20 protein-coding genes and 3 pseudogenes are annotated in these 21,124 nt (G+C 71.1%); 12 read left to right on the top strand and 11 right to left on the bottom strand.

Going from position 1 to position 21,124, the window contains the following annotated elements:
* Nucleotides 1-4: 4 nt before the first annotated feature.
* Nucleotides 5-802, bottom strand: a complete 798-nt coding sequence (locus ACIRVF_RS33875; RefSeq protein WP_402826596.1) for a hypothetical protein — start codon at nt 800-802, stop codon at nt 5-7.
* Nucleotides 803-1,340: 538 nt separating this feature from the next.
* Between ACIRVF_RS33875 and ACIRVF_RS33870 the strand changes: the two genes are divergently transcribed.
* Nucleotides 1,341-1,763, top strand: coding sequence for a hypothetical protein (locus ACIRVF_RS33870; protein ID WP_402826593.1), 423 nt, complete (start codon nt 1,341-1,343; stop codon nt 1,761-1,763).
* Between the two features lie 84 nt (nt 1,764-1,847).
* On the opposite strand, the gene ACIRVF_RS33865 is transcribed toward ACIRVF_RS33870, so the two are convergent.
* Both ACIRVF_RS33865 and ACIRVF_RS33860 read right to left on the bottom strand, forming a co-directional pair.
* Complete coding sequence (locus ACIRVF_RS33865; RefSeq protein ID WP_402826590.1) at nt 1,848-2,261, bottom strand: hypothetical protein; 414 nt, start codon at nt 2,259-2,261, stop codon at nt 1,848-1,850.
* A gap of 300 nt (nt 2,262-2,561) precedes the next feature.
* Nucleotides 2,562-2,813 carry a hypothetical protein gene (locus tag ACIRVF_RS33860; RefSeq protein ID WP_402826587.1) on the bottom strand — a complete coding sequence of 84 codons (252 nt, stop codon included), beginning with the start codon at nt 2,811-2,813 and terminating at the stop codon, nt 2,562-2,564.
* Nucleotides 2,814-3,431: 618 nt separating this feature from the next.
* On the opposite strand from ACIRVF_RS33860, the gene ACIRVF_RS33855 reads away from it, so the two are divergent.
* The 4 genes from ACIRVF_RS33855 to ACIRVF_RS33840 all read left to right on the top strand — a co-directional run bounded on the left by ACIRVF_RS33855 (nt 3,432) and on the right by ACIRVF_RS33840 (nt 5,464).
* Nucleotides 3,432-3,800 carry an ATP-binding protein gene (locus ACIRVF_RS33855; protein ID WP_402826584.1) on the top strand — a complete coding sequence of 123 codons (369 nt, stop codon included), beginning with the start codon at nt 3,432-3,434 and terminating at the stop codon, nt 3,798-3,800.
* 526 nt (nt 3,801-4,326) lie between these two features.
* Complete coding sequence (locus tag ACIRVF_RS33850; RefSeq protein WP_402826378.1) at nt 4,327-4,590, top strand: hypothetical protein; 264 nt, start codon at nt 4,327-4,329, stop codon at nt 4,588-4,590.
* Between the two features lie 113 nt (nt 4,591-4,703).
* Nucleotides 4,704-4,862 carry a hypothetical protein gene (locus tag ACIRVF_RS33845; protein ID WP_402826581.1) on the top strand — a complete coding sequence of 53 codons (159 nt, stop codon included), beginning with the start codon at nt 4,704-4,706 and terminating at the stop codon, nt 4,860-4,862.
* Nucleotides 4,863-5,107: 245 nt separating this feature from the next.
* Nucleotides 5,108-5,464: an STAS domain-containing protein gene (locus tag ACIRVF_RS33840; RefSeq protein ID WP_402826643.1), complete on the top strand. Its 357-nt coding sequence runs from the start codon at nt 5,108-5,110 to the stop codon at nt 5,462-5,464.
* 636 nt (nt 5,465-6,100) lie between these two features.
* Here the strand turns inward: ACIRVF_RS33840 and ACIRVF_RS33835 are convergent.
* Nucleotides 6,101-6,247: pseudogene (locus ACIRVF_RS33835) on the bottom strand (lantibiotic ABC transporter); the annotation flags it as partial.
* A gap of 12 nt (nt 6,248-6,259) precedes the next feature.
* Nucleotides 6,260-6,409, bottom strand: coding sequence for a MerR family DNA-binding transcriptional regulator (locus ACIRVF_RS33830; protein WP_402826578.1), 150 nt, complete (start codon nt 6,407-6,409; stop codon nt 6,260-6,262).
* A 205-nt stretch (nt 6,410-6,614) separates the two neighbouring features.
* Between ACIRVF_RS33830 and ACIRVF_RS33825 the strand changes: the two genes are divergently transcribed.
* Nucleotides 6,615-7,310 (top strand): hemerythrin domain-containing protein, encoded by a 696-nt coding sequence (locus ACIRVF_RS33825; protein ID WP_402826575.1) that lies wholly within the window; start codon nt 6,615-6,617, stop codon nt 7,308-7,310.
* A gap of 636 nt (nt 7,311-7,946) precedes the next feature.
* Here the strand turns inward: ACIRVF_RS33825 and ACIRVF_RS33820 are convergent.
* Nucleotides 7,947-8,585 (bottom strand): TetR/AcrR family transcriptional regulator, encoded by a 639-nt coding sequence (locus ACIRVF_RS33820; protein WP_402826572.1) that lies wholly within the window; start codon nt 8,583-8,585, stop codon nt 7,947-7,949.
* Nucleotides 8,586-8,679: 94 nt separating this feature from the next.
* Between ACIRVF_RS33820 and ACIRVF_RS33815 the strand changes: the two genes are divergently transcribed.
* Nucleotides 8,680-9,642: a zinc-binding dehydrogenase gene (locus ACIRVF_RS33815; RefSeq protein ID WP_402826569.1), complete on the top strand. Its 963-nt coding sequence runs from the start codon at nt 8,680-8,682 to the stop codon at nt 9,640-9,642.
* A gap of 1,129 nt (nt 9,643-10,771) precedes the next feature.
* On the opposite strand, the gene ACIRVF_RS33810 is transcribed toward ACIRVF_RS33815, so the two are convergent.
* Nucleotides 10,772-11,434 (bottom strand): histone-like nucleoid-structuring protein Lsr2, encoded by a 663-nt coding sequence (locus ACIRVF_RS33810; protein WP_402826566.1) that lies wholly within the window; start codon nt 11,432-11,434, stop codon nt 10,772-10,774.
* A gap of 425 nt (nt 11,435-11,859) precedes the next feature.
* On the opposite strand from ACIRVF_RS33810, the gene ACIRVF_RS33805 reads away from it, so the two are divergent.
* Complete coding sequence (locus tag ACIRVF_RS33805; protein ID WP_402826564.1) at nt 11,860-12,552, top strand: hypothetical protein; 693 nt, start codon at nt 11,860-11,862, stop codon at nt 12,550-12,552.
* A gap of 365 nt (nt 12,553-12,917) precedes the next feature.
* On the opposite strand, the gene ACIRVF_RS33800 is transcribed toward ACIRVF_RS33805, so the two are convergent.
* Together ACIRVF_RS33800 and ACIRVF_RS33795 are read right to left on the bottom strand one after the other, a co-directional pair.
* A complete protein-coding gene (locus ACIRVF_RS33800) occupies nt 12,918-13,058 on the bottom strand; it encodes a hypothetical protein (protein WP_402826562.1) in 141 nt (46 codons plus the stop codon).
* A 1,194-nt stretch (nt 13,059-14,252) separates the two neighbouring features.
* Nucleotides 14,253-14,489, bottom strand: coding sequence for a hypothetical protein (locus ACIRVF_RS33795; protein ID WP_402826559.1), 237 nt, complete (start codon nt 14,487-14,489; stop codon nt 14,253-14,255).
* Between the two features lie 186 nt (nt 14,490-14,675).
* Between ACIRVF_RS33795 and ACIRVF_RS33790 the strand changes: the two genes are divergently transcribed.
* From ACIRVF_RS33790 to ACIRVF_RS33775, 4 genes and pseudogenes are all read left to right on the top strand, one after another.
* On the top strand, nt 14,676-16,076 hold the full coding sequence (locus ACIRVF_RS33790; protein WP_402826556.1) for a PHB depolymerase family esterase: 1,401 nt from the start codon (nt 14,676-14,678) through the stop codon (nt 16,074-16,076).
* Nucleotides 16,077-16,607: 531 nt separating this feature from the next.
* A pseudogene (locus tag ACIRVF_RS33785) lies at nt 16,608-16,733 on the top strand (IS5/IS1182 family transposase); the annotation flags it as partial.
* Between the two features lie 104 nt (nt 16,734-16,837).
* On the top strand, nt 16,838-17,050 hold the full coding sequence (locus ACIRVF_RS33780; protein ID WP_402826553.1) for a hypothetical protein: 213 nt from the start codon (nt 16,838-16,840) through the stop codon (nt 17,048-17,050).
* A gap of 136 nt (nt 17,051-17,186) precedes the next feature.
* Nucleotides 17,187-17,717 (top strand): annotated as a pseudogene (locus ACIRVF_RS33775) (SDR family NAD(P)-dependent oxidoreductase); the annotation flags it as partial.
* A gap of 200 nt (nt 17,718-17,917) precedes the next feature.
* Here ACIRVF_RS33775 and ACIRVF_RS33770 read toward each other — a convergent pair.
* The gene (locus tag ACIRVF_RS33770) at nt 17,918-18,901 is read right to left on the bottom strand and encodes an aldo/keto reductase (RefSeq protein ID WP_402826550.1); all 984 of its coding nucleotides are present in this window, start codon (nt 18,899-18,901) and stop codon (nt 17,918-17,920) included.
* Between the two features lie 157 nt (nt 18,902-19,058).
* On the bottom strand, nt 19,059-20,402 hold the full coding sequence (locus ACIRVF_RS33765) for a bifunctional folylpolyglutamate synthase/dihydrofolate synthase (protein WP_402826548.1): 1,344 nt from the start codon (nt 20,400-20,402) through the stop codon (nt 19,059-19,061).
* Nucleotides 20,403-21,124 lie beyond the last annotated feature (722 nt).

Raw genomic sequence — 21,124 nt, 5'->3', positions numbered from 1 at the left:
AGGTTTACGCTCCGGCGGCCGCAGTGGCGAAACCGTCCGATGCGTCGGCCGGTCGACCGTGCTCCCAGATGCTGTCGAATTCCGTCTGGAAGTGCTGGAACCACTCGCCGTCGCGGTGCGGGAGAACGGTGAAGACGGCGTCGCCGCTGGCCGAGCTGTGCGAGTAGATGTCGACATGGATGCGGCCACCGGGACGTTGCGGGTCGAGCAGGACGAGTCCGAAGGCCGGGACGAAGTCGAGAAAGCGCACTTCCACCCTGCCCTCGGCGCCTGGCGTCTCGGCGAGTTCGCGGAGCAGGTCGACGGACGAGCGCAGCCGGTTGCGGTACATCCCGGCCCGGTCGGGGATAGTGCTGCGGCGTGCTGCCTCCTCGGGGGTCGAACCTGCGGGGTCGACGAGCGCCACCTTGACCACCGCGCCGGCCACAGCCCTGCGCTGGAGTTCGTCCACCAGGTCGCGCAGCGTACGCGACAGCGTCACACCCACGATCCGGATGTCCTGCGCGGCACGCACCTGCTCGGGGAGGTCTGCTTTGCCCTTGCCGAGGACGTCCGCTACGGAGACCTCGCCTGTGCCGCGGGCGCGCACCTCGGCGGTCAGCTTCGCCACCTGTCTGCGGCTGCCGAGCATGCCGCTGGCCAGGAGGGCCAGCGTTGCGAGGGTGGCGGCGGCCAGCACGTCGCCTCCGACCGTGCCGATAACCCCGAGAACAGCCAGCACCAGGGACAGCAGCGCCGTCGTGTAGATCTCCAGGTTTTCCCCTGCCAGCAGATCCGTGCGCAGTTGCCGAAGTAGACGCATGACGGGCAATCGTTGATGCCGCTTGGCAGCGTGTCAATGTCTGGGAACCACGACTGCCGATCTGCCAGCCGGCGCCCAAGCGCTTGCTTGGCCAGGTGCGTGAAACGCTCAGCTCGCCAACTGAAGCGCTCCGACCACAGGTCGGCCTCTCCCCATCCATGACCTGGCCCAGGGGAGAGCCGCCCGCCCTGACCTTCCTACAGTCCCACCCGTCGCGCCCCCACCCGCGACCCCGAGGCACAGCCGGCCTGACGCCAGGCCTGCCCCCGCCGGGCGGCCGCCGCTACCAGCCGTTCATGGCCCGGGCGTCGCGGGAGATCGTGTAGCGGCGTCCACCGGCCGAAGGCCAATTACCCCGATAGAGCTATGCGAGCGGCCCACGACCTACCGCGCTAGTTGTACAAGCCTGGTAGGAAACCAACCCCCTGCTGTATGGCCTGCATTGGCCACCTTCAGCAGACTTTGGAACCGGTTGCGGGGGCATCTCGCAGCTGGCACCGCGCCCATATGGACGCCAGCAGAAACAGGGAGGAACACCATGCGGAAAGGCCTCAAAGCCCTTGCAGTGGCCGCTCTCGCGATCGGCACGCTCGCGCTGACCGCCGAATCGGCTTCGGCCGACTCCTACAGCCAGTACCAAGGCGGCGTCAGGAGCGTGTCTTACGGCAGATGCACCGCTCTCATGGACGGCGCCTACGACGACACTCTCGGCTACTGGGTCGCCCGGGGGGCATTTTCGATGACAGGCGGCGACGGCGATGGTCAATGCTTCGGTGCGCTGTACCGCAAGAAGGACGGCAGCAGCACGTGGACACAGGTGAGCTACGACATCGCCGCGTCCGCCTATCCGAACTGGAACCGAACGGCATACCACTGGGACGGACCGGGCGCCGAGTCGAAGGTCTGCATCACCTGGGGTATCGGTCGAATCGACGAGGGGCTCTGTTCCGACCCCTGGTGACGGACGGCGCGTCTGTCCATCCCTGTCCTGCGGCTGGCCCGCTCGAGGGTCGGGACTTCTTGGCCGGGCAGTCTGCCGGCCCCGCTATCTGTCGATGTCTGCCGGAACCCCGCGCAGCTGCAGCCGCGTCCGCAAGAATTCCATCTCCGCCAGGGTGCCCACCACACCGTCGCTGCTCAGCTCTTCGACGAGCCTTCGGGCCTGGAGCAGCGACACGTCCGAGACTTCACGGAAGACCTTCAGTGCCGGGACGAGGCTGGGTACCGGCCCGGCCAGGCGCAGCCGGGTGGGTCCGTTCGCCGCCAGCAGCGCCTGTCGCCACTCATCGTTGGGTGCCGGCCCCCGCCCGGAGTGCTCGCACCGGTAGGCGCCGCAGCTATCGCAGTAGAACTCGGCATCCCAGCACAGTTCGCCGGAGTCGATGAACTGGTTCACCTGCCGCACCGCCATGTCGCCGCACTCGCAGAGCGACGCGATCTTCACCGTCTGGCCGGTCACCAAGGACTCCCGCTGTCCAGCTCACGCCCTCGCAAGCCCTCATGGCCGGAGATTCCCGTGTGGCAGCATTCGAGCACAGACGCCACCGGCCACCGAAGTCCGATGGGCGATCGAACTCTGGTGAGACGGGTCAGCGGTTCGCCGGGCTGGGGCGGGGCTGTCCTATCCCGTGTCTCAGGGTGTCCGTTTCGGGTGTTTTGCTGGGACGGATCTGGGACTGTCCTAGGACGGTCCCCCCCTGTTCTGCCTGGTGAGAGCGCTTCGTCAGGGTGCTGGGACAGGGCTGGGACACTCTGGCGGCTACCGGCCGGGTGCTGCGGCCTCGATGGCGGCCGTCAGGTGGGCGTGGACGGCGCCGGCGGCGTCCCGGGTGGCCGGGTCCGGGTCCTGCAACTGGGCGGCGATGAGCGCGGCGGCCGCGGCGAGGACCGGGATGGGGACGGTGGCGCTGCGCAGGTTCGCGAGCTGGGCGGCGGCCTGTTCGGCGGGCGTCGCCTGGGTGCGGCTGGTGGGGATCAGGGAGCCTATGCCGCGCGGCTGAGTGCTGGTCACCGGCTCATTCTCCCGCCCCGGAGGCCGAGGTGATCACCGTCGCCCGGCGGACCGCCGGGCAGGGGGGTTGCTGGAGGCCATCGCCCGCCGCCATCACGACGGCAGCCTGAGAAGAGCCGGCTGGGCCCGCACCGTTGTCCCGGCGCCCGGATTCCCGCCCAGGCCGTCGCCGCCGTCCTGGTGACCGAGGCCGTGCCCGGTCGTTGAACCCGGGTGAGCGCCTCGACCGGGGTGCGCGGCGATGCCCTGCTTCACACCGCTCGGCACGTACACCCCCACGGCACCGAGCCCGTAGGGCACCGCCGATCGGGGCGGCCGGGCTGTACACACCGGCCGCCCCGACTGCCGCCCCGAGCCGGAAGACGCCGCTACCCGTGGGTCGCATGGGCCGCCTGGTTCCGCAGACCGGCACGTGGACCGTCCATGCCGGGGACCCGGGGCCTGCGCAGTTCCAATGGTCCGAGGGCATCGAGGTCGGGTTGTGCGGTGTCGTGGCGGTGGCGGTGGGTAGCCGCCCGGTGCGAGAAGACCAGCCCGACACCATCCTGGGACTGCCTCATGGGACCAGCCTTCGCGACCGGATACCGTGCGTGCCTGCCGTTCCCGCCGCGGCCGGACATGCCCGTCACCTTGGGGTTGGACTTCATCCGGCGCACCTTGGCCGGGTGGGGTCTGCTCGGTCACGGGCCCCGGCGTGGTCTGCTCGACGACGTTCTCCAGGTCACCACCGAACTGCTCGCCAATGCCTGCGTCTACGGCCGCGGCATCCGTGAGCTGGTCCTTGAGCACCGCCTGGGAGTGCTGCGGGTCGAGGTCAGTGACCACAGTCCGGCTCCGCCCCACCGCCGCACCCCGACGTTCGGGTACCCGGGCGGCTACGGGCTTCTCGTCGTCGAACGCCTGGCCACCTGCTGGGGCACCACCGCCGACACCGCCGGCAAGAGGGTGTGGGCCGAGCTGTTGACCACCCACCCGAGGTGGTGCTGACTCTCGACCGCCGACGTTCCCGCCGTAGCCAGGCCGAGACCGCCATCGGGCCGACATCACCCCGCAGCGGGGCGTCCGTGGCCGCGTCGGCGGCGCCGGGAGTGCGCGTGAGCGCCCCGCTCCCGCACGCTGGAGGCGTCGGCCCGCACCCGAACCCCGAGCGGGCGCGGGCCGGCCCTGCTGCAGCAGATGCACCACGACCCACCGCCGGGGGCGGGATCGCCCGCGGGTACGAGCCGGCCGGCCGACCGGAGACCGGCCGATCCATGGACCGCCACCAGCCATCCAGGCATCCTGTCCAGGCCGTATGCGGGTGCCGGCGCGGTGCCGATCCGCACCACGGCCGCCGACGCGGTCAGCGCGCCCGCCCGTCCGATCGCCCAGGCGGAGGGTGGGGCGCGACGGCCCGGTCGACGGGCGTGCCGGAGTTGGAACCGGGCTCGGCGGTGGAGGTGTGGGGAGGCGGGTGGCTGGGCAGCCGCCGGGGCTGCCGAGAGAACACGGCTGCCTTCCCAGGAGGTTCGTCATGATCATCAAGAAGCTGCACGATGCCGGTGTGAAGTCCGAGCACGCCTACCTGGCGGGGATGGCGTCGATCGGGTTGTCGTTCGCGTCGTGGATGGTGTCGGTGAAAGCCGAGCAGGCCGGCCTGGACCGGGCCGACCGGTGGGGCATCTTCGTCGGGGAGTGGGCGCCGACGTTCTTCTGCGTGGGCCTGGCCCTGTCGCAGTACGAACGCGAGCCGAACCCCGTCTACGCCAACGACCCCCGCCTGACCACGACGTCCTGACCGCCGCACCCGGTGGCCTGTCGCCCGTCGGCGGCAGGGACGTGGTCGGCATGGTGACCGCGATGCGGGGCAGAGGGATCAACACCTCGCTCGTCGATCCATGGGAGGCATGGATGACCGTGTCGATGCTGTTGCTGCTGGGCCCGCTCGCACTGGCGATGGTCGTGGCCGCGACCGCACCCTCCACCGCCCACCGCAGCCGACCGCGCGGGGCCACGACGACGGCCGGGAGAAACAGCCGGCGAGCCCGTCACGCCCGCACCCGCAGCTGAGCCCGGCACGCCAGGCCGGGCACAGCAGTGCCACCAACGGCTGCGCCGGGGGACCGGAACCGGTCCCCCGGCGCGAGACCGGCTGGAACTGGCCCCACCGTCGCCGTAGCGACGGACCGGGCAGGCAACCACACGCAACACCCCCCGCTTCTTTCGCTCCCGCAAACGCACTGGTGCAAGCCCCCACCGCGGCGGCCTAGAGTGGTCATGCCACGGAAGAACGGCACCGCGAGGGGAGCGCTGCGATCGACGACACCGGTGTCTTCACGGTCACGGCCCGCGACAGTCCCGCCGGGCCGGTGCTGGCGTGTGCCGGGGAGCTGGACATGGACCAGGTCCCGGTCTTCAACCACGCCGCGCACCGCGCCCTGGCTGCCCGGCCGGTACCGCCGATGCTGCTACTGGACCTGCACGAGGTGACGTTCATCGACTCGTCCGGACTCAACGCGCTGCTGCTGACCCGGATCCAGGCCGACCGCCAAGGCACCACCGTGCACCTCACCCGGCCCTCGGACCAGGTGGCGCGGCTGCTGGAACTCACCGGGGCCGACCAGGTGTTCCCCGTCGACCCGGAGGTGCCCTCACCCCGGTCATCTCGTTGACCTCGCCGGGCGCACCGAAGGCGCCGCCGTCTGCCAGGAACGTCGGGAGGCTGCCCCCGGGGGCAACCTCCCGGCGCTTCCTCAACCGCCTTCGCAGGCTACAACCGGACCCCAGGAGTACCTCAGCCCGCGCCCACTCGTTGAGCAGCGCCGACGTCACCTGCAGGTCCGCCCGCACTTCCGGCCCGGGTCTACGCACTGCAAGACGCACTTCAGGGCTGCACCGCCGGGTCGGCGCCCTGACGGCTCGGCCCGCACCGCACAAGTGCCGTGCCACGGCGATACGGTAGCTTCGCGGTGGGGTGGTGGGGATGTGCAGTGGTGAACTGGGGGCGCCTTGATCGACGGACCTGATAGGAGCGGTCAGCGAGACTCTGAGCCGCGAGCGGACCTGGTGCGGCGCTCGGCACCGCTTCTGCCCGCCGGCAGCGAGATCCGGCAGGTGTTCATCTGCCAGAGCGGTGGTGAGTTCGGGGCCGCAGTCGGCTGCCTCGCCCCGGCTGCGCCTCGGCGCTGGTGGCAACGGCGCCGACGGTGACGCGGCCGTCGGAGCATTTTGAAGGCTCGACAGGCCTTCCGGCGACCCGGCTGACGGTCTTCAGTAAACGAAGGTTGCTCAAAAACCTCAGGGCCGGCTCATGCTTGGGTCTCGTTCCCCAGGCGGCTCAGTGTTTGCATGGCCTCCCGCTCTATACGCGAGAGATCACCGAGGACCGAGCCGGCCTGGACGAGGCACTGCGCACTACCCGATTCACCAGCCTTCTTGATCAGCGCTGCTACTTCCTTGATCGGGAGTTACACCGTTCTTTTTACAGACCCGTAGCCGGAGCTGGCGTCCACGTGTATGGGAGCCAGCAGCCCCATGTCGTCGTAGTGCCGTAGCTGCTTCACGCTGAGGCGGCACAGGCGGGCGAAGCGCCCGATGGTGAGGAGTTCGTCGTGCACGCCATCATGGTGGACTCTCCTACGGTGGGAGAGTCCAGCGCGGTGAACGCCGCGAGGTGGGCGCGGTGTGCTCCTCGTCGGCCGCCAGGTCGGCCAGCACCTTGGCGCGACGGCCGATCAGCATCTCTGATCACCGATAGCAGAGCGGGCCACTAGGCTGCGGGTTTCCGGAATGATCACTGTTACCTCACAGAAGTGGCTCCCGATGCCCACCACCGCTGGCCCGCTCACGGCCAAAGAGCGTCTGAACCCCCAGGAGATGGTGGTACTGCACCGCGTCTTCCGCCGCGAGATACCGCTTCTGGCCGACCTGTTCGAAGCCGCCGCTCCGGGCGACCGGCGGCGCATCGCCGTGCTCGCTGACCACCTCGACCTGGTCCTCGGTGCCCTGGCCGAGCACCACGAGGGCGAGGACGACCTGCTGTGGCCCAAGCTGCGCGAGCGTGCCGCCCCTGGCGACAGCGTCGTCGCACGGATGGCCGACCAGCACGAGGCCATCGCTGACGCGCTGGCCGCGGTCACCGAGCTTTCGCACCGCTGGCGCGCCCGGGCCGACCGCGATACAGCCTTGTGCCTCGCCGAAGCCCTGCGCGCACTGGACCGGCACGCCGCCGCCCACATGGACGACGAGGAAGAACTCCTCCTGCCCCTGATGGCCGACCACATCACGCCCCGCGAATGGAGTGAGGTCGGCGAACGCGGGCGCCGCAGCGTCCCCAAAACCAAGCTCCTGATCTTCCTCGGCGCGATCCTGGAGGACACCACCGCCCAGGAACGGCAGCTGTTCCTCTCGCAGATGCCCGCCCCCGCCCGCCTCCTGTGGCACACCCTCGGCACCCGTCTCTATGAGCGCACCATCACCCGTGTCCGCCGAAGCGCCACCGCGGTCCGCCGGGCGTAACCCCTGGTCCCATGTGTGCGAGGGCGGAGTCGGAGTCCCACGGCTTCCTCACGGTTCGTGCCGTCCTCCTGCGGCGCGGTCGGTACGCCCCTGCGGCCGCGGCACTCGCCGGTGCCCCGATCGGCCTGGTCTCGCTGGTTATGACCATTCACGCGCTGTGGAGCCCGTATTCCAGGGACGAGGCCAGGGCTGAACTCGGGGTGCTCGCGGCGGTTGCCGTGGTCGTGGTGGTCACCGTAGTCGTGGTGGAGAGCCGCTGGTGTCCGACCGCACCTGAGGGCAGGCCGCCAACGGCCGGTTGATCACCCCTGCCGGGCAAGGGGCACACCCCCAGACCTGCGTCGGTCAGGCCGCCCGACCGGCGTCGTCCAGCCGGATGCGGCGTTGCGTAGCGCGGCCAGTTCCTCCAGGGCTGGGACCGGTGGCGGGTCGTTTCCTGGACGGCCGGGCTGGCTCTCCTGGCGGTCGCCCTGCTGCCGCCCGAGCATCCATCCCCAGGTCGTCAGCGAGATCCGGTAGATCCGTGCGGAGGACTTCGTGTGCCCGCGCCGGTGAGGTACCGCTCGACCGCCGCGGTGTATGACGAGGGCGGGGCGGACAGGGCACCACCCGGGCGCGCGGCACACGCGACGGTATTTACCGCGACAGGCCCTGGGGTGGCGCGGTTGCCAGTCGTGCCGCTGGTGGTAGTGGTGCGTGCCGAGGGCAGGCTTCGAACGCCTGGATCACCAGCCCTGAAAAGCGTCGCGCGGCCTTGACCTGGGTGGCGGTCGATGCGGCGCGGATCCCCTTGTTGGCCATGAGTATGAGAATCAGGTCGTCCAGGACGAAGTCGGACCGCAGGTGCCCTGCTTCCTTGGCTCGCTGGGCCAGTTCGGCGACTGCTTTCACCGTGTACTCACGGCCCGCGGCTACATCCTTCACCCCCGGGTAGGCCGACAGGAAGGCTTCGGTGAAGCCCCGATCGCGGGCGTGCAGCTCACAGATCTTCTCGATCACCAGGCACAGGCCGCGCCACGGATCAGGATCTGTGCACCCCTCGTCGACGATGGCGCGGCATGCCTGCAGTTGGTCCGCGAAGGCATCGGCGACCAGCATCTGCTTGGTCGGGAAGTGACGGTACAAGGTGGCAGGTCCCACCCCGGCACGCCGCGCGACCTCACGCATCGGCACGTCCAGGCCATCGGCGGAGAACAGAGCTCGGGCTGCGTCGAGGATGCGTTCGCGATTGTCCAGCGCGTCGGAACGCAACGTATGAGGCAAACGGTCGGTCACCACTCTCACTTTACCCAAGCGGACGGGGGCGTCCGTTACCGTCCGAGACGTAGAAGCTCTCGCGCTGGAGCAGTCCGAAGACCTGGAGACCACATTGAAGGCAATCTCGATCCAGACGTTCGGAAGTCCTGACGGTCTGGCTGTTGTCGACCTGCCGGTACCCGCACCTGCTGCCGGGCAGGTGCTGATCGCCACCGAGGCGGTGGGCGTCGGTGGTGTCGACACCGTGATCCGAAGCGGGGCTCTGGCCGCCTACGGCTTCAAGGAGGGCCACATCCCGGGTAGCGAGGTGGCGGGCACCGTGACCGCGGTCGGTGACGGCGTCGACGTGTCGTGGATCGGTCGGCGCGTGTGGGGCTTCACCGGCACCGGCGGAGGCTACGTCGAACAGGCCGTCGCGCCGGTCGAGCAGATTCTTCCCCTGCCCGACTGCCTGTCGGCCGCCGCCGCGGTGACGCTCGGCAGCGCCGGTGCGGTGGCCCACTTCGGGCTCGGTCACGCCCATTTCGCTCCCGGCGAGACGGTCTTGGTGCGTGGCGCGGCCGGCAGTATCGGGATCATGGCAGTGCAGCTCGCGGCTCGCGGTGGTGCCGCCGCGGTGGCGGTCACGACATCGTCATCCGAGCGCGGCGAGCGGCTGCGCCGTCTCGGCGCGACCCACGTGCTGGACCGCTCCGGCGGCGGAAGGGAAGCGGCTCCCGCGGGCTATGACGTCATCATCGACGTTGTGGCCGGTGAGGACATGCCGTCGTTCTTCGACCGGCTCAACCCGAACGGCCGCATGGTGGCCGTGGGCGCTGTCGCAGGTCAGCCGCCCGCGGACTTCGGTACGAAGATCATGACGGCGTTCCAGAAGTCGATGTCCTTCGCCGCTTTCAGTGCAGCTACCGTCACCCCAGCCGACCTGAGTGCCGTACGCAGCGAGCACTTCGGCGCAGCCAGCCGTGGTGAGATCGAAGCAGTGGTGCACGAACTGCTGCCGTTGGACGAAGCTGTGCTGGCACACCAGAAGATGGACGCAGGTGAAGTCTTCGGCAGGATCGTGCTGACACCGTAGCCTCCGCGCTCTCTCCTCCGTGGGGCGCCTGGGGCATCCATGGGTCGGGGTGCCGCCACGCGAAACGCCAGCGCAGCCCTCTCGCGGTGCTGTACAGGCGCAGGTTCATACGTTCTCCACAGTGGATCCCGCGGTCTGGTCGGCCGGGGCCCGGGCCCTGGTACGGAGGCCACGGCGAGGTTGAGGCGGGCGCCCATGTCGAGGTTCACCTCACCGTAGGGCCGGACATGGGCCCAGAACAGCGGGGTCAGGCCGCGCCGGTCGGCAGGCATGAGGAGGCTCGCCCACTCCGGTTCGCCGAGGATGTCCCGGAAGCATCAGGGTGTTCACGTAGACCAGGGCCGATTGCAGAATCCGCAGGCACAGCACGAACATCTCCTGCTCGTCGCGCCGGTTCGAGGCGAGCCCCCCTTTGCCGTACGGGGTCACGGAGTGGCGCCGTTGGAGGACTCCATGACGTTCAGGCCCTCCTCGATCTCCTACTGAAGGTCCCGAAGCCGCAGATACTGGCCTCGGCGCTTCGAGGTGATGGCGGTGGGAGGCCGAGGGAGAGTCCGGCCCCGGCGAGGAAGCCGTCGAGGACGTCAGCTCGGTACCGCAGCCGCGTGAGACGGTTGCGGACGAGGGCTTCGAGTCGGCCGAGCGCGACGTCGGCGAGGTTCGCGAGACTGCGTTTGACGTGGGCCCACAGGTACCCGGCGGCGTTCAGCCCGGGCGAGTACGCGGGCAGGACGAACACCGTCAGCCAGTTCCGCGTGATCCGAGGCTACGGGCACAGCGAGCCAGGCGAGTTGGTCCACGTCGACGTCAGGAAGCTCGGCAACATCCCCGACGGCGGCGGCCGCCACGAGACGTCCCCTTCCGGCTCCACACCTGCAATCACCACTGCGGACACACCACACTCGCAGGCAAACCACCCGCCGGCCGCGTCCCCAACCTCACGAGTCGATCTGGACAACGCCCGGCACGCCCGCGGCCGGACGGTGCGGGCGAGAAACGCTCACGGCCGGGCGCGGATGTCGTCCGCATCGACGGGAAGCCCGCCCGGGTACGCGCCAGCGTCTCGGGCTGGGCGCCACCGTCGCCGTCACACGGGCCGTTCCGGCGGCGGCCGTTGACGGCGGCCGCATCAGGTGGTCACCTCCAGGTAGGCGTCGCGGACGTACGAGGGGATCCGTCCGCGGTCGTTCACGACCATGCCGTGGGCGTCGGCCCATCGGCGTATCGCCTCGTCCTCCGGGCGGGGTTCGTCACGCTTGAGGGACCGGGCGGGCGCGCCGGGGCCACTCCAGTCTCCGGTGCTGACTCCTTCCAGCAGATCCGCAGCCCGGTGGAAGAAGGCGGGCAGCGAGGCGAACACCCCTTCCTCGGGCATGTACACCTCGGCCCACGTTCCGATCGTCCCGTTGGCCGTGTCCAGGAACGTTCCGTAGAGGCCGTCGCGCTCAGCGGCGATCGGCAGCCACTCCGGGCGCCAGAGTGGGCAGTCGGGATCTTCGGACGGTTCCGCCCGCTCCATGGCCGACTGCCAGAGGTAGACCCGCTGGATGTCCTCCAGGCCGAGCAGGATGTGCCCACCGGGCACGGGCACGTCGCACCCCCGCCGCACCAGGGAATCCTGGCGATCGGTGCGTTCGTCGGCATCCACGTCATTCGCCAGGAGCCATTGCCGTACCTGCGCCGGCAGCTCCAGGCCCATGCGCAGTTCGGCCCGGTCGATGGCCTCCTGACTCCCCGGACCGCCGAGGGTGGCGAAGACCCCGGGGTCGTTCCGTTCCAGCCATGTGGTCACCCGGGCCCATGCCTCCCGAACGTCTCCTGCCTGGCTCGTCGGAGTGCCTTTCGTGTGCGACGGCTGTTGGACCCTCATGGGAGAACCGTAGGCGTGGCTACCGACAAGCGTGCTCCCGTCTGCGAACGGTTCGCCCGCCAGGAGGCGGATGGCACGCGGGTAGGGCTGCTGGAGTGCGTGCGGGTCCACGACGACGCGGTGGGCCGGGTCGAGCGGGGTGTCGCAGTGTCGCAGCCGTCGACCAGAGCCCCGGCGCTTCCCGGCGCTTCCCGGCGCTACTCCCTGGGGAGTAGCCCAACCGCCTCCACCGGTACGACGCCGTCGCACGGCAGTTCCGGGTTTGCTGGGCGGAGCCGCGGCGGCGGGTAGGGCGACTTTCGTCGGCGTGGGCGTTCCTGTGTGGTCGGACTCGGAATGAGGGGGACATGGACAGCAGAGATCCACGCCGGGGGTGGCGACCGGGCGGGCCGGTCTTCGTGGTCGGCTTCATCGCCAGCCTGGTCCTGGGGGCGGTGCTGGCCAGGGGCTCCGTTTTCCTGCCCACCGCCACAGCGGGCCAGTTGAGGGGCTACTACGACCACAGCGCCACGGCGGTCGAGGTGTCCTCGCTGCTCCAACTGGTCGCCGCCGCAGGACTGCTCAGGTTCGGCCTCGGGGCATCCGCCGCCGTGGGCGCCGACCGTCGGGCGCGGTGTACGACGTGGCTCGCAGCCGGCGCCTTCGCGGTGTCGAGCGCGCTGGCGCTGGCCCTGACGGCGGTCGCGGCCCGTGCGGGCGACGGCACCCTTCTCGTCCTGGCGCGGCTCACGCTCGCGGTGGGCGGCCCGGTCCACCTGACCGGGCTCGCCGGGCTGCTGTGGCACGTCTCGCGGCGCGCGCTCGCCCAAGGGCGCGGGCCACGGTGGCCGGCCCTCTTCGGCGTCGCCGTCGGCCCCCTGCTGCTGCTCTCCCTGGTCTCGATACCGGTGCCGGCGGTGACCCGCGCGGAGCCGCTGTGGCGGTTGCTCGCCGCGGTGTGGATCACCGGCGTCAGCGCGGCCGGGCTCGATCGGACCGCTCCCGGTGCCGCCGGCGCTGTACCGCCTCGCACCGGGACGGACTCCTCGGCCACCGGTTGACGTCTTGTCGGCGCGTCAGGCGCCGGGGGCAGCTGACGGCGTCTCAACGGCGCGCGGCGTCAGCCGCGGACCATGGCCGTGCGGGCGCCCTCGCTCCGAAGCACACCCGGGGGTGCCGGGTCGGACTCCCCACCTCGACTTACCTTCGGGGGCCCCGGTCTGGTGGTGGTTGTGGTGGGTGGTGGGGGCGTTGGTCGGTGTGTCCGGTCGCTGCGCTGGGCTGTTTCTTCCTGGCGTCCGGCTGGTGCCGGCCGCTCATGTGGGTGGGGTGAGGCGGGCGCCGGTCCCGTGGCGGTCAGGCGGGTTCTGGGGGTGGTGGTCACAGGAGGCGTGGCCGGTGGTGGTCCAGGTGGCGTCGCTGGCTTTCAGCGTTTCGCCCACCAGGCGGTGACGCCGCTGGTGCCGGCCGCGATGGCGGTGATCAGCCATACCGGGAGGCGTTGGATGGTCAAGTGGAGTCCGCCGATGCGCAGTTCGAACTGTGGCCGGTTCGGTTTCTGAGTCATGCCGAGAACGGTAGGCACGTTCATCGGACGTGTCGGGGCAGGGGTGGGGGGCGAAAAACCCGCTTCCTGGTGCTCCTGTTGATTCGACAGCCGGGATGGCCGCCGTCCTCTTCGGGCTCGTCGCGCCAGGTCAGGGCACGGTTTCCATGCCGGAAGGAGGTGGCCCGGCCGATGCGGATTCGCTCGGAGAAGCCGTGTTCGGGGCTCCGGCGTCCACCAGGAACGGCATGTCGTTGGTGACGACCTCGGCGGCGGCACCGCCAGCCGTCCAGCGCGCTTCCCATGCTCCGGTCGTCGGCGGGGGCAGGTGCAGGTTCGCGCAAGGCAGCGAACGGGGCTGACGGGTCGCTGCCGTTCCGTCCGCCGGCCCGGGCACTGCTCGGCCGTCGTCGCGCCCCGCTGCCCGGTGCCGTGTCGCTGCGCTCGGCCGGGCCCTGATAGGTCGCCGTTCCGCCAGCCGTCCGTCCACCTCCAGGTGCCCCGCCAACCCGGGCGGCCTCTGCTGGTCCTGCCACGAGAAGGAGCAACACGGCGCGAGCGGGAGCGGCAGGCTGAGGCCCAGGCACGGCTGGAGGCGGCCCGCGCGGCCAACGCGAAGCTGCGCCCGTGCTGGACGTGCCGGGGCTCGATCGGCGGGAAGGCGGGCTCGTTCCTGGAGTTGAAGGAGAAGGCCGGCCCCGACCGGCTGGAGTGCCCGCACTTTGCCATCGAGAAGGCCGGCCTTCTCGACGGCCTGGTCCTGGTAGGTGCTCGGTGGCCTGGTGGTGGGTGCGGGGTGCGACGCGGTGCTGCGCCGGTGTGCAACGCGGGGCCGTATTGCGGGTCTGACCAGGCATTATGTGGCGGGAGCAGGGGCGGGCGTGTTGCAGTGCCGTGCTGCACCCGCTGCCCAGTCCGCCGGCCTCGGCGGGTTCCCGCTGCTCGCCCGCGCCGCCCCGCCCGGCGCCGTGCCCTGCTGCTGCGCCCCTGGTCGTCGACGTCCTGCGACCGCCAGGCCGTCCCGCTGCGCCCGTCTCGGCCGTCCGTGCCCGCCCTGGCCGCCCGGCGCCGCGCTCCGTCCCGCTGCGCCCGGTGGGCCGCCGTCCAGGCGGCGCCTGTTGGAGGCCCTGGCAGCCGTCGTGGCCATCTCTTGGTCTCTGGGCGGCCCGGCGGCCTCCGTGTCTGTCCCGGACGGTCCGTCCGGGACAGGCCTGGTCAGCTGAAGATGACCGCGCGGAACTTCATGGCCGTTCCGCCGCGGCCGAGGAGCGGGCGCAGGGTGTACCGGGTGTCACCGCTGCAGTTCTCGGTGGGGAACACGGTCGCCGTGGAGGCGGTCGCGTTGAGCGGGTCGTACGCGGGCTGGGAGGTGCCGGGGCCGGCCACCTGCGGGATGGTGATGCACGTGCCGCTCTCCGGCTCGATCTCACGGACCTGCACGCGTTCAGCCACTTGATCATTCTGCGTTGGCTGCGTTTCGGCCGCGGCCGCCGCCGCCCGATGGCGTGTTCGTCAGCCGGCTCGCAGTGCTCAAAAAGATCTTCGCGGTCCGGTGCAACCTTTCCAGGGGCGGTGACAACTGGGTGGTGTCCGGACAGGTGGTCCGGTCAGAGGCAACGGCTGAAAGAGAGCATCGACATGTTCCCTCGCCCATCTACCAAGAGCCGACGGAGAAAGAGAGGTTCCACGCTGCGTTCCCGGTACCTGAAGACCCGCCTGCTCGGCGTCGCCGCCGCGCTCGGCATCGCGGTCAGCGTGAGCCTGCCGGCCGCCCCCCAGGCCGCCGTCGCCTCGCTGACCCAGATCAGCAACTTCGGCACCAACCCGACCGGCCTGCAGATGAACCTGTACGTGCCGAACAACGTCAAGGCCAACCCGCCGATCCTGCTCGCCCTGCACGGGTGTCAGGGCTCCGGGCCCTACCTGTACCAGAGCCAGGACTTCGCATCGCTGGCCGACCAGTACGGGTTCCTCGTCATCTACCCGTCGACCCCCGGCGCAGCCTGCTGGGACGTCTCCTCCGACCAGGCGCTGACCCGCAACGGCGGCAGTGACCCGGTCGGGCTGATGTCGATGATCACCTACACCGAGCAGCACTACGGCGGCAACCCCAACGCCGTGTTCGTGACCGGGCAGTCGTCCGGCGGCATGATGACCAACGTGATGCTCGCCGACTACCCCGACGTGTTCAAGGCGGGCGCCGCGTTCATGGGAGTGCCCTACCACTGCTTCGCCACCGGCACGGTGCGCGGCTGGAACGGGCCCTGCGGCAGCGGGCAGGTCAACAAGACCCCGCAGCAGTGGGGCGACCTGGTGCGGGGCACCGCGTACCCCGGCTACACCGGCCCGCGGCCGCGCATGCAGCTGTGGCACGGGACCAACGACACCACCGTGAACTACAACAACCTCGCCGAAGAGATCAAGCAGTGGACCGACGTCCTCGGGGTGAGCCAGAACCCGTCGTCCACCGACACCCCCGCGGCCAACTGGACCCGCACCCGGTACAACAACGGCGCCGGCACCACCCAGGTCGAGGCGTACAGCATCTCTGGCGCCGGCCACGAACTGCCCGTCAAGGGCACCGCGATGGCCGCCGACGCCATCCACTTCATGGGCCTGGACGGCACCCCCTCCGCCGGCGGCAACACCGGCGCGCTGCACGCGGTGGGTGCGGGCAAGTGCCTGGACGACCCGAACTCGACCACCACGCTGGGCACCCAGCAGCAGATCTACAGCTGCACCGGCGCCGCGAACCAGACCTGGACCCGAACGGCGTCGAAGCAGCTGACGGTGACCGTGGGCGGCAGCGTGCTGTGCCTGGACGCCAACGCCATGGGCACCGTCAACGGCACCAAGGCGATCGTCTGGTCCTGCAACGGCCAGGCCAACCAGCAGTGGAACATCAACTCCAACGGCACGATCACGGGCGTCCAGTCCGGCCTGTGCCTGGATGTGACCGGAGCTTCCACCGCCAACGGCGCCTTGGCTGAACTCTGGTCGTGCCACGGCGGCGGCAACCAGCGGTGGACTCTCGGATAGTCGCGCTCCGGGGTGCGACGGCCGGCAAGCACCTCGCCTTCATGAGGAGTTCGGCCAGGCCGACGCTGCCGGGGTCGCCGTTCTCGGTCGGCATGGTGAACAGGCCGCCGGGGGCCCCGTCGATTTCGGGCTGCCCCTTGGTGCTGACGGAGACCGGGGTGCCGCCCTTCTTCTGCAGGTGGGCGACGATCTGCTCGCCCTGAGACTGGGTCTTGAGCCAGGTGCCTGCAGTGTCGTGCCGTCGCCCCTCACCGCGGTCACCCCGGCCTTGACGCCGTTGCCGCTGCCGGTGCAATGGAGTTCACCCGATGGTGGCTACCTTCCCCACGGAAGGTGTTTGCACCGTCGATCGCCGGAAAACTCGCCCCTCACTCTGATTCCGAGGTTCGTGTTCCGCGCCGGATCGGGGGCGGATTCCCTGGTGGGCCGGCGAGGCATGGGGTTGATCATCGCGACGTGGGTCGCGACCTCGGAGTCGGCGGGGAGGGCTTCGTAGGTCGCGGGCGAGGCGGCGGTGATTCTGGCCCAGCCTCCTGGCTGGGGCGGTGCAGGCGGTTGGCGCGGGACTGCGAACGCAAGGCCGCGCACGCCGAAGCCGTGATCAAGTTCGCGATGATCAACCTCATGACCGCCCGCCTCGCCGGCGGGAAGAGGTAGCCGGATGTCCCGGTGCGGGACTTCCGTAGCACTGAGGTGCGAAGGGCTGGGGCGGTGATCTGTCGTTCGATGAGGGCGGCGAGCTTGGGCGGGATGAGGACAGGGTGCTGATTTGTCGTCAGGCAGGCATCCTCGCCGTCCCGGCTGAAGCGGTCGGTCGTGAGCTGGACGATGCGGGTGGCGGGCAGGGCATAGAGGCAGGTCAGGGCGCCGATGATGCGGTGCAGGCACTGGGTCGGGCGGAGGCGTTCGTCATCGAGATCCAGCAGATCATGCACGACCTGAGGGTGGCCATCGGTGACGCGCAAGAGGAATGAGCCCGCTTCCGGACAAACCGGGTAGGGCAGGGTCCCTTGACCGGCCGGGCCCGGGAGAACGCATCCCGCAACGCCCGTCGTGCGGATTCGGCTCGCTGCTGGTCGGAAGACGCGGCGGCAGGGCGGACTCCTATACCTAGCCCTCGTAGCGTCCGAGCGCGACGGGGCACGGATCGTCTCGGTCAGTTCGTCGGCACACATGCGTTCCGGCATCGACTTCGACGACCTCCACTTCGAGCGGCGCGGCTACGATCCGCAGACTGCCTATGCCCAGTCGAAGGCGGCGAACTCCCTGTTCGCCGTCGAGGCGACCCGCCTGTGGGCGCCCCACGGCATCGTCGCCAACGCGGTGAACCCCGGCGGCGTCCGCGACGGGCCTGCAGCGGAACTTCACCGCGCAACAGAGGCAGTCGCTCGATGCGGCCGAGGCGGCCGGCGTCTTCACGTACAAGACGGTCCAGCAGGGAGCCGCCACCACCGTCGTCGCGGCCGTGGCCCGGAGTTCGCCCACTCCGGAGGCCACTGCCTCGATGACGCGCAAGAGGCCTACACCGTGCCGAACGACGCCGATCTCGCCCAACACCCGCACAGTGTCAAGGAATGGGCGCTCGATCCCGCCATCGCCGAGCGCCTCCGGGCGGTCTCGACCGACCTGCTCCGCGCCTGACCCCCCCGACGCCGCCCCCCGGCGCCCGGTCCTCCCGGGCGGTGGAGGCGGCAGTCCGGCGTCGCCGCTCCGGGACGCATCGCGTGGCCGGCGTCCCGCTCGCGCCGACCCGGCGGCGCGGGAACCGGTGGGGCGGCGGTTGGCCGGCGCCGCGGGGACCACCGCCCGGTGGATTCCGCCGCACCCGGCCGGGCCCGCGGCTACCAGCGGCCGTGCACCTGCTGCCGGATGCGGCGGTCGTACAGCTCCCGGACGGCGTCGAGCGTGGCCGGCGGCAGCAGCGGCAGTGCGGCGGCCGCGGCGTTGGCCCGTGCCTGCGCCACATTGCGGGCACCGGGGATCACCGTCGTCACCCCGGGCTGCTGAACGACCCACTGCAGCGCCGTCTGCGCAGGGGTCGCGCCCTCGGGCGCGAGGGCGGCGAACTCCCTTGCCGCCTCGACACCCGTCGCGAAGTCCACGCCGGAGAAGGTCTCGCCCTGGTCGAAGGCCTCGCCGTGACGGTTGTAGGTGCGGTGGTCGTCCGGGGCGAAGACGGTCCGTTCGCTGTAGCGGCCCGAGAGCAGCCCCGAGGCGAGCGGTACCCGAGCCAGGATCGCCACCCCGGCCGCCTCGGCGGCGGGCAGCACACGCTCCAGCGGCTTGAGCCGGAACGCGTTCAGGATGATCTGCACGCTCGCGACGCCCGGGCGCGCGATCGCGGTCAGCGCCTCCGCGCACGACTCCACGCTCACCCCGTAGGCGGCGATCCGCTCCTCCGCCACCAGGGTGTCCAGGGCGTCGAACACCTCGTCCGAGGAGTAGACGGGCGTCGGCGGGCAGTGCAGTTGCACCAGGTCCAGCTGCTCCACGCCCAGGTTGTCCCGGGAACGGTCGGCCCAGGCACGGAAGTTGGCGAGGCGGTAGTTCTCGGGGAGCTGCTCGGCCCGGCGGCCGAACTTGGTGGCGACGAACACCTCCGCGTCCGGGCGCTCCTTCAGGAAACGGCCGATCAGCCGCTCGCTGCGGCCGTCGCCGTAGACGTCGGCGGTGTCGAAGAGCGTCACACCCTCCTCGACGGAGGCATCCAGCACGGCCAGGGCGTCCTCCTCCCGCACGTCTCCCCAGTCAGCACCGAGCTGCCAGGTGCCGAGTCCGATGATCGAGACGAGACGGCCGGTACGGCCGAGTACACGCTGTTCCATGGCGCGAGCCTCTCACGTCACGTCGACCGACGCCTGCCCCGGCATACCGGCCCTGGCGGTCGATGCCGCGCTCGCGACGAATGAGCACGCGCCCCCACCAGTACGGGAGTCGGGCAGGGCCCGTCCCCTCGTGGGGGCGCCCTCGACGTCCGGGGGCTCAGGCCGGGGGCAGGCCGAGCACGGTGCGGCTCTCGCCCACCAGCCGGAGCGATCCCAGCACCACGATCAGGCCGCCGTGGCCCACCAGGCCGGCCGCCCGGCGCAGCGCGGTGCCGGTGTCGGGGGCGGTGACGGCGCCCGCGCGCCGGGCGGGGTGCAGTCGGCCGTGCAGTGCGGCGGGATCGGCGGCGTCGGGTGAGCCGGTGCGGGTGAGGACCAGCGGCCATGGCCGGGGGAGCAGGGCGAGCATTCCGGGCGCGTCCTTGCCGTGCATGGCGGCGAAGACGACGGCGGCCGGCGGGGTGCGGGTGCTGCCGGCCGCTGCGGCGATGCGTTCGATCTCGGGTGTCACGGTGGCCACGCTCTGCGGGTTGTGGGCTCCGTCCAGCAGGACCCGGCCGTGCCAGCCGTCCAGCCGCGCATCAGTGAGCAGTTCGAGTCGGCCGGGCCAGCGGGTGGCGGCCAGTGCCGGGCGCAGGAGTTCGTCCGTCGGGGTGTGGGCGTGGCCGCGCTCGGCGAGCGCGGCCGCCGTGGCGAGGCCGAGGGCGAGGTTGTGGTGCTGGTGGGTGCCCGGCAGCGGGCAGGGCAGGGCGCGGTGCTCGCCGCGCGGCGTTGCGACGTCGAGCACGACCGCGCCGGCCGTGGCGCCGGGACGGGCGGTGCAGTGGATCTGCCGGCCGAGTTGCCAGAGTGTCAGTCCGGTGCGGCTGGCCAGGACTTCTTCGACGGCCGCCTGGGCCTCGGGGTGCAGGCGCCCGAGGACGACGTGTTCGCCGTCGCGCACCGCGCCGGCCTTGGCCGTGGCGATCCGGGCCAGGGTGTCGCCGAGCAGGTCGGTGTGGTCCAGCCCGACGCCGGTGATCACCTTGACGTCGAGGTCCAGGGCCCGGACCGCGGCCCCGCGTCCGCCGATGGACGCCTCGGCGACGACCCGGGTGACGCAGGCCCGTCGGAAGTGGACGGCGGCGACCGCGGTGCACATGCCGGCGGCGGACAGCGGCAGGTCGTGCTCCTCGATCGCCGCCACCACCTCGGTGCAGGCCGCCGCGTACTCGGCCCGGCTGACCGGCCGGCCGTCGACCCGGACCCGCTCCCGCGGCTCCTGCAGGTGCGGGCTCGGCAGGCTGCCCACTCGCTGGCCGGTCGCGGACAGCGCCGCGACCGCGAAGGCGGCGGTGGAGCCCTTGCCGTTGGTCCCGACCACCATGGCTCCGCGTAGCCCGTCCTGCGGGTGGCCGAGTGCCGTCAGCAGCGCGGACAGGTTGCCGCGCCTCGCGTCGCGCTCCGCCGACGGCATCCGGTGCAGCCCGGCGAGGATGTCCGCGCACTGCTGGTAGTCCATGAGGCGTAATGCTGTCACCGGGAACGAAGCGGATGGCCGAAGGCGGTGCACTCGATCGGGTGAAACCCGCAGGCGGGCGTTCGGCGAGGGCGTGCGCCGCGCGAAGGAGGGCGGGCTCCGCGGGGAACAGGGAGCGGATGACGGGGCCCGGTGGTGGGCGGCTCGGAACGGTCGTTCGCCCGGGCGGTGCCGGCGGGGTGGGAGTGGGGTGAGGGCCTGGGCCTGCGCGGGTACGCGGGCCCAGGCCCTCGTGGGGCATGCAGGACGGCATGGCGGCTGCGAGCGCGCACACCGCAACCAGCGGCATCCGCTCGCCCGGCGCGAGGTCGGGCAAGGTGCCGGTACAGGTGGCGCCGAGCAGCACGTCCGCGCCAAGCGCGTAGCGCAGCTCCTCGGCCAGCTGGCCGTCACCGCCGGGGACCACCTCCTGGTGGCTGGCCCGCTCGATCCCTGCGGCCGCGCGTTCCGGGGCCAGGGCGTGGCGCTCGTCCTCCTGGCGGCTGCTGAGCGAGCGCACCCACGCGGCCGCGGCCTCCCCGGCGTCGCGGCCCCCCCGGTGGAGCGCGGCCAGCTGGACGGGGTCGAGCGCCTGGCCGTCGGACCCGGAGGCGGGCTGGTCCTCGGCACGGTCGGTCAGGGAGGGCAGCGGCAGCCAGGACAGCGGAGGGGTCGTCATACCGGTGCAACCGCCCGCCGGACCGGACGGTCACGGGTGCAGCAAG

It is taken from the genome of Kitasatospora sp. NPDC101157 (assembly GCF_044768255.1).
In the GTDB taxonomy this organism is placed as follows: Bacteria; Actinomycetota; Actinomycetes; order Streptomycetales; family Streptomycetaceae; genus Kitasatospora.
Note: the sequence above shows the minus strand (reverse complement) of the source record. Positions and strands in the feature narration are given on the sequence as shown.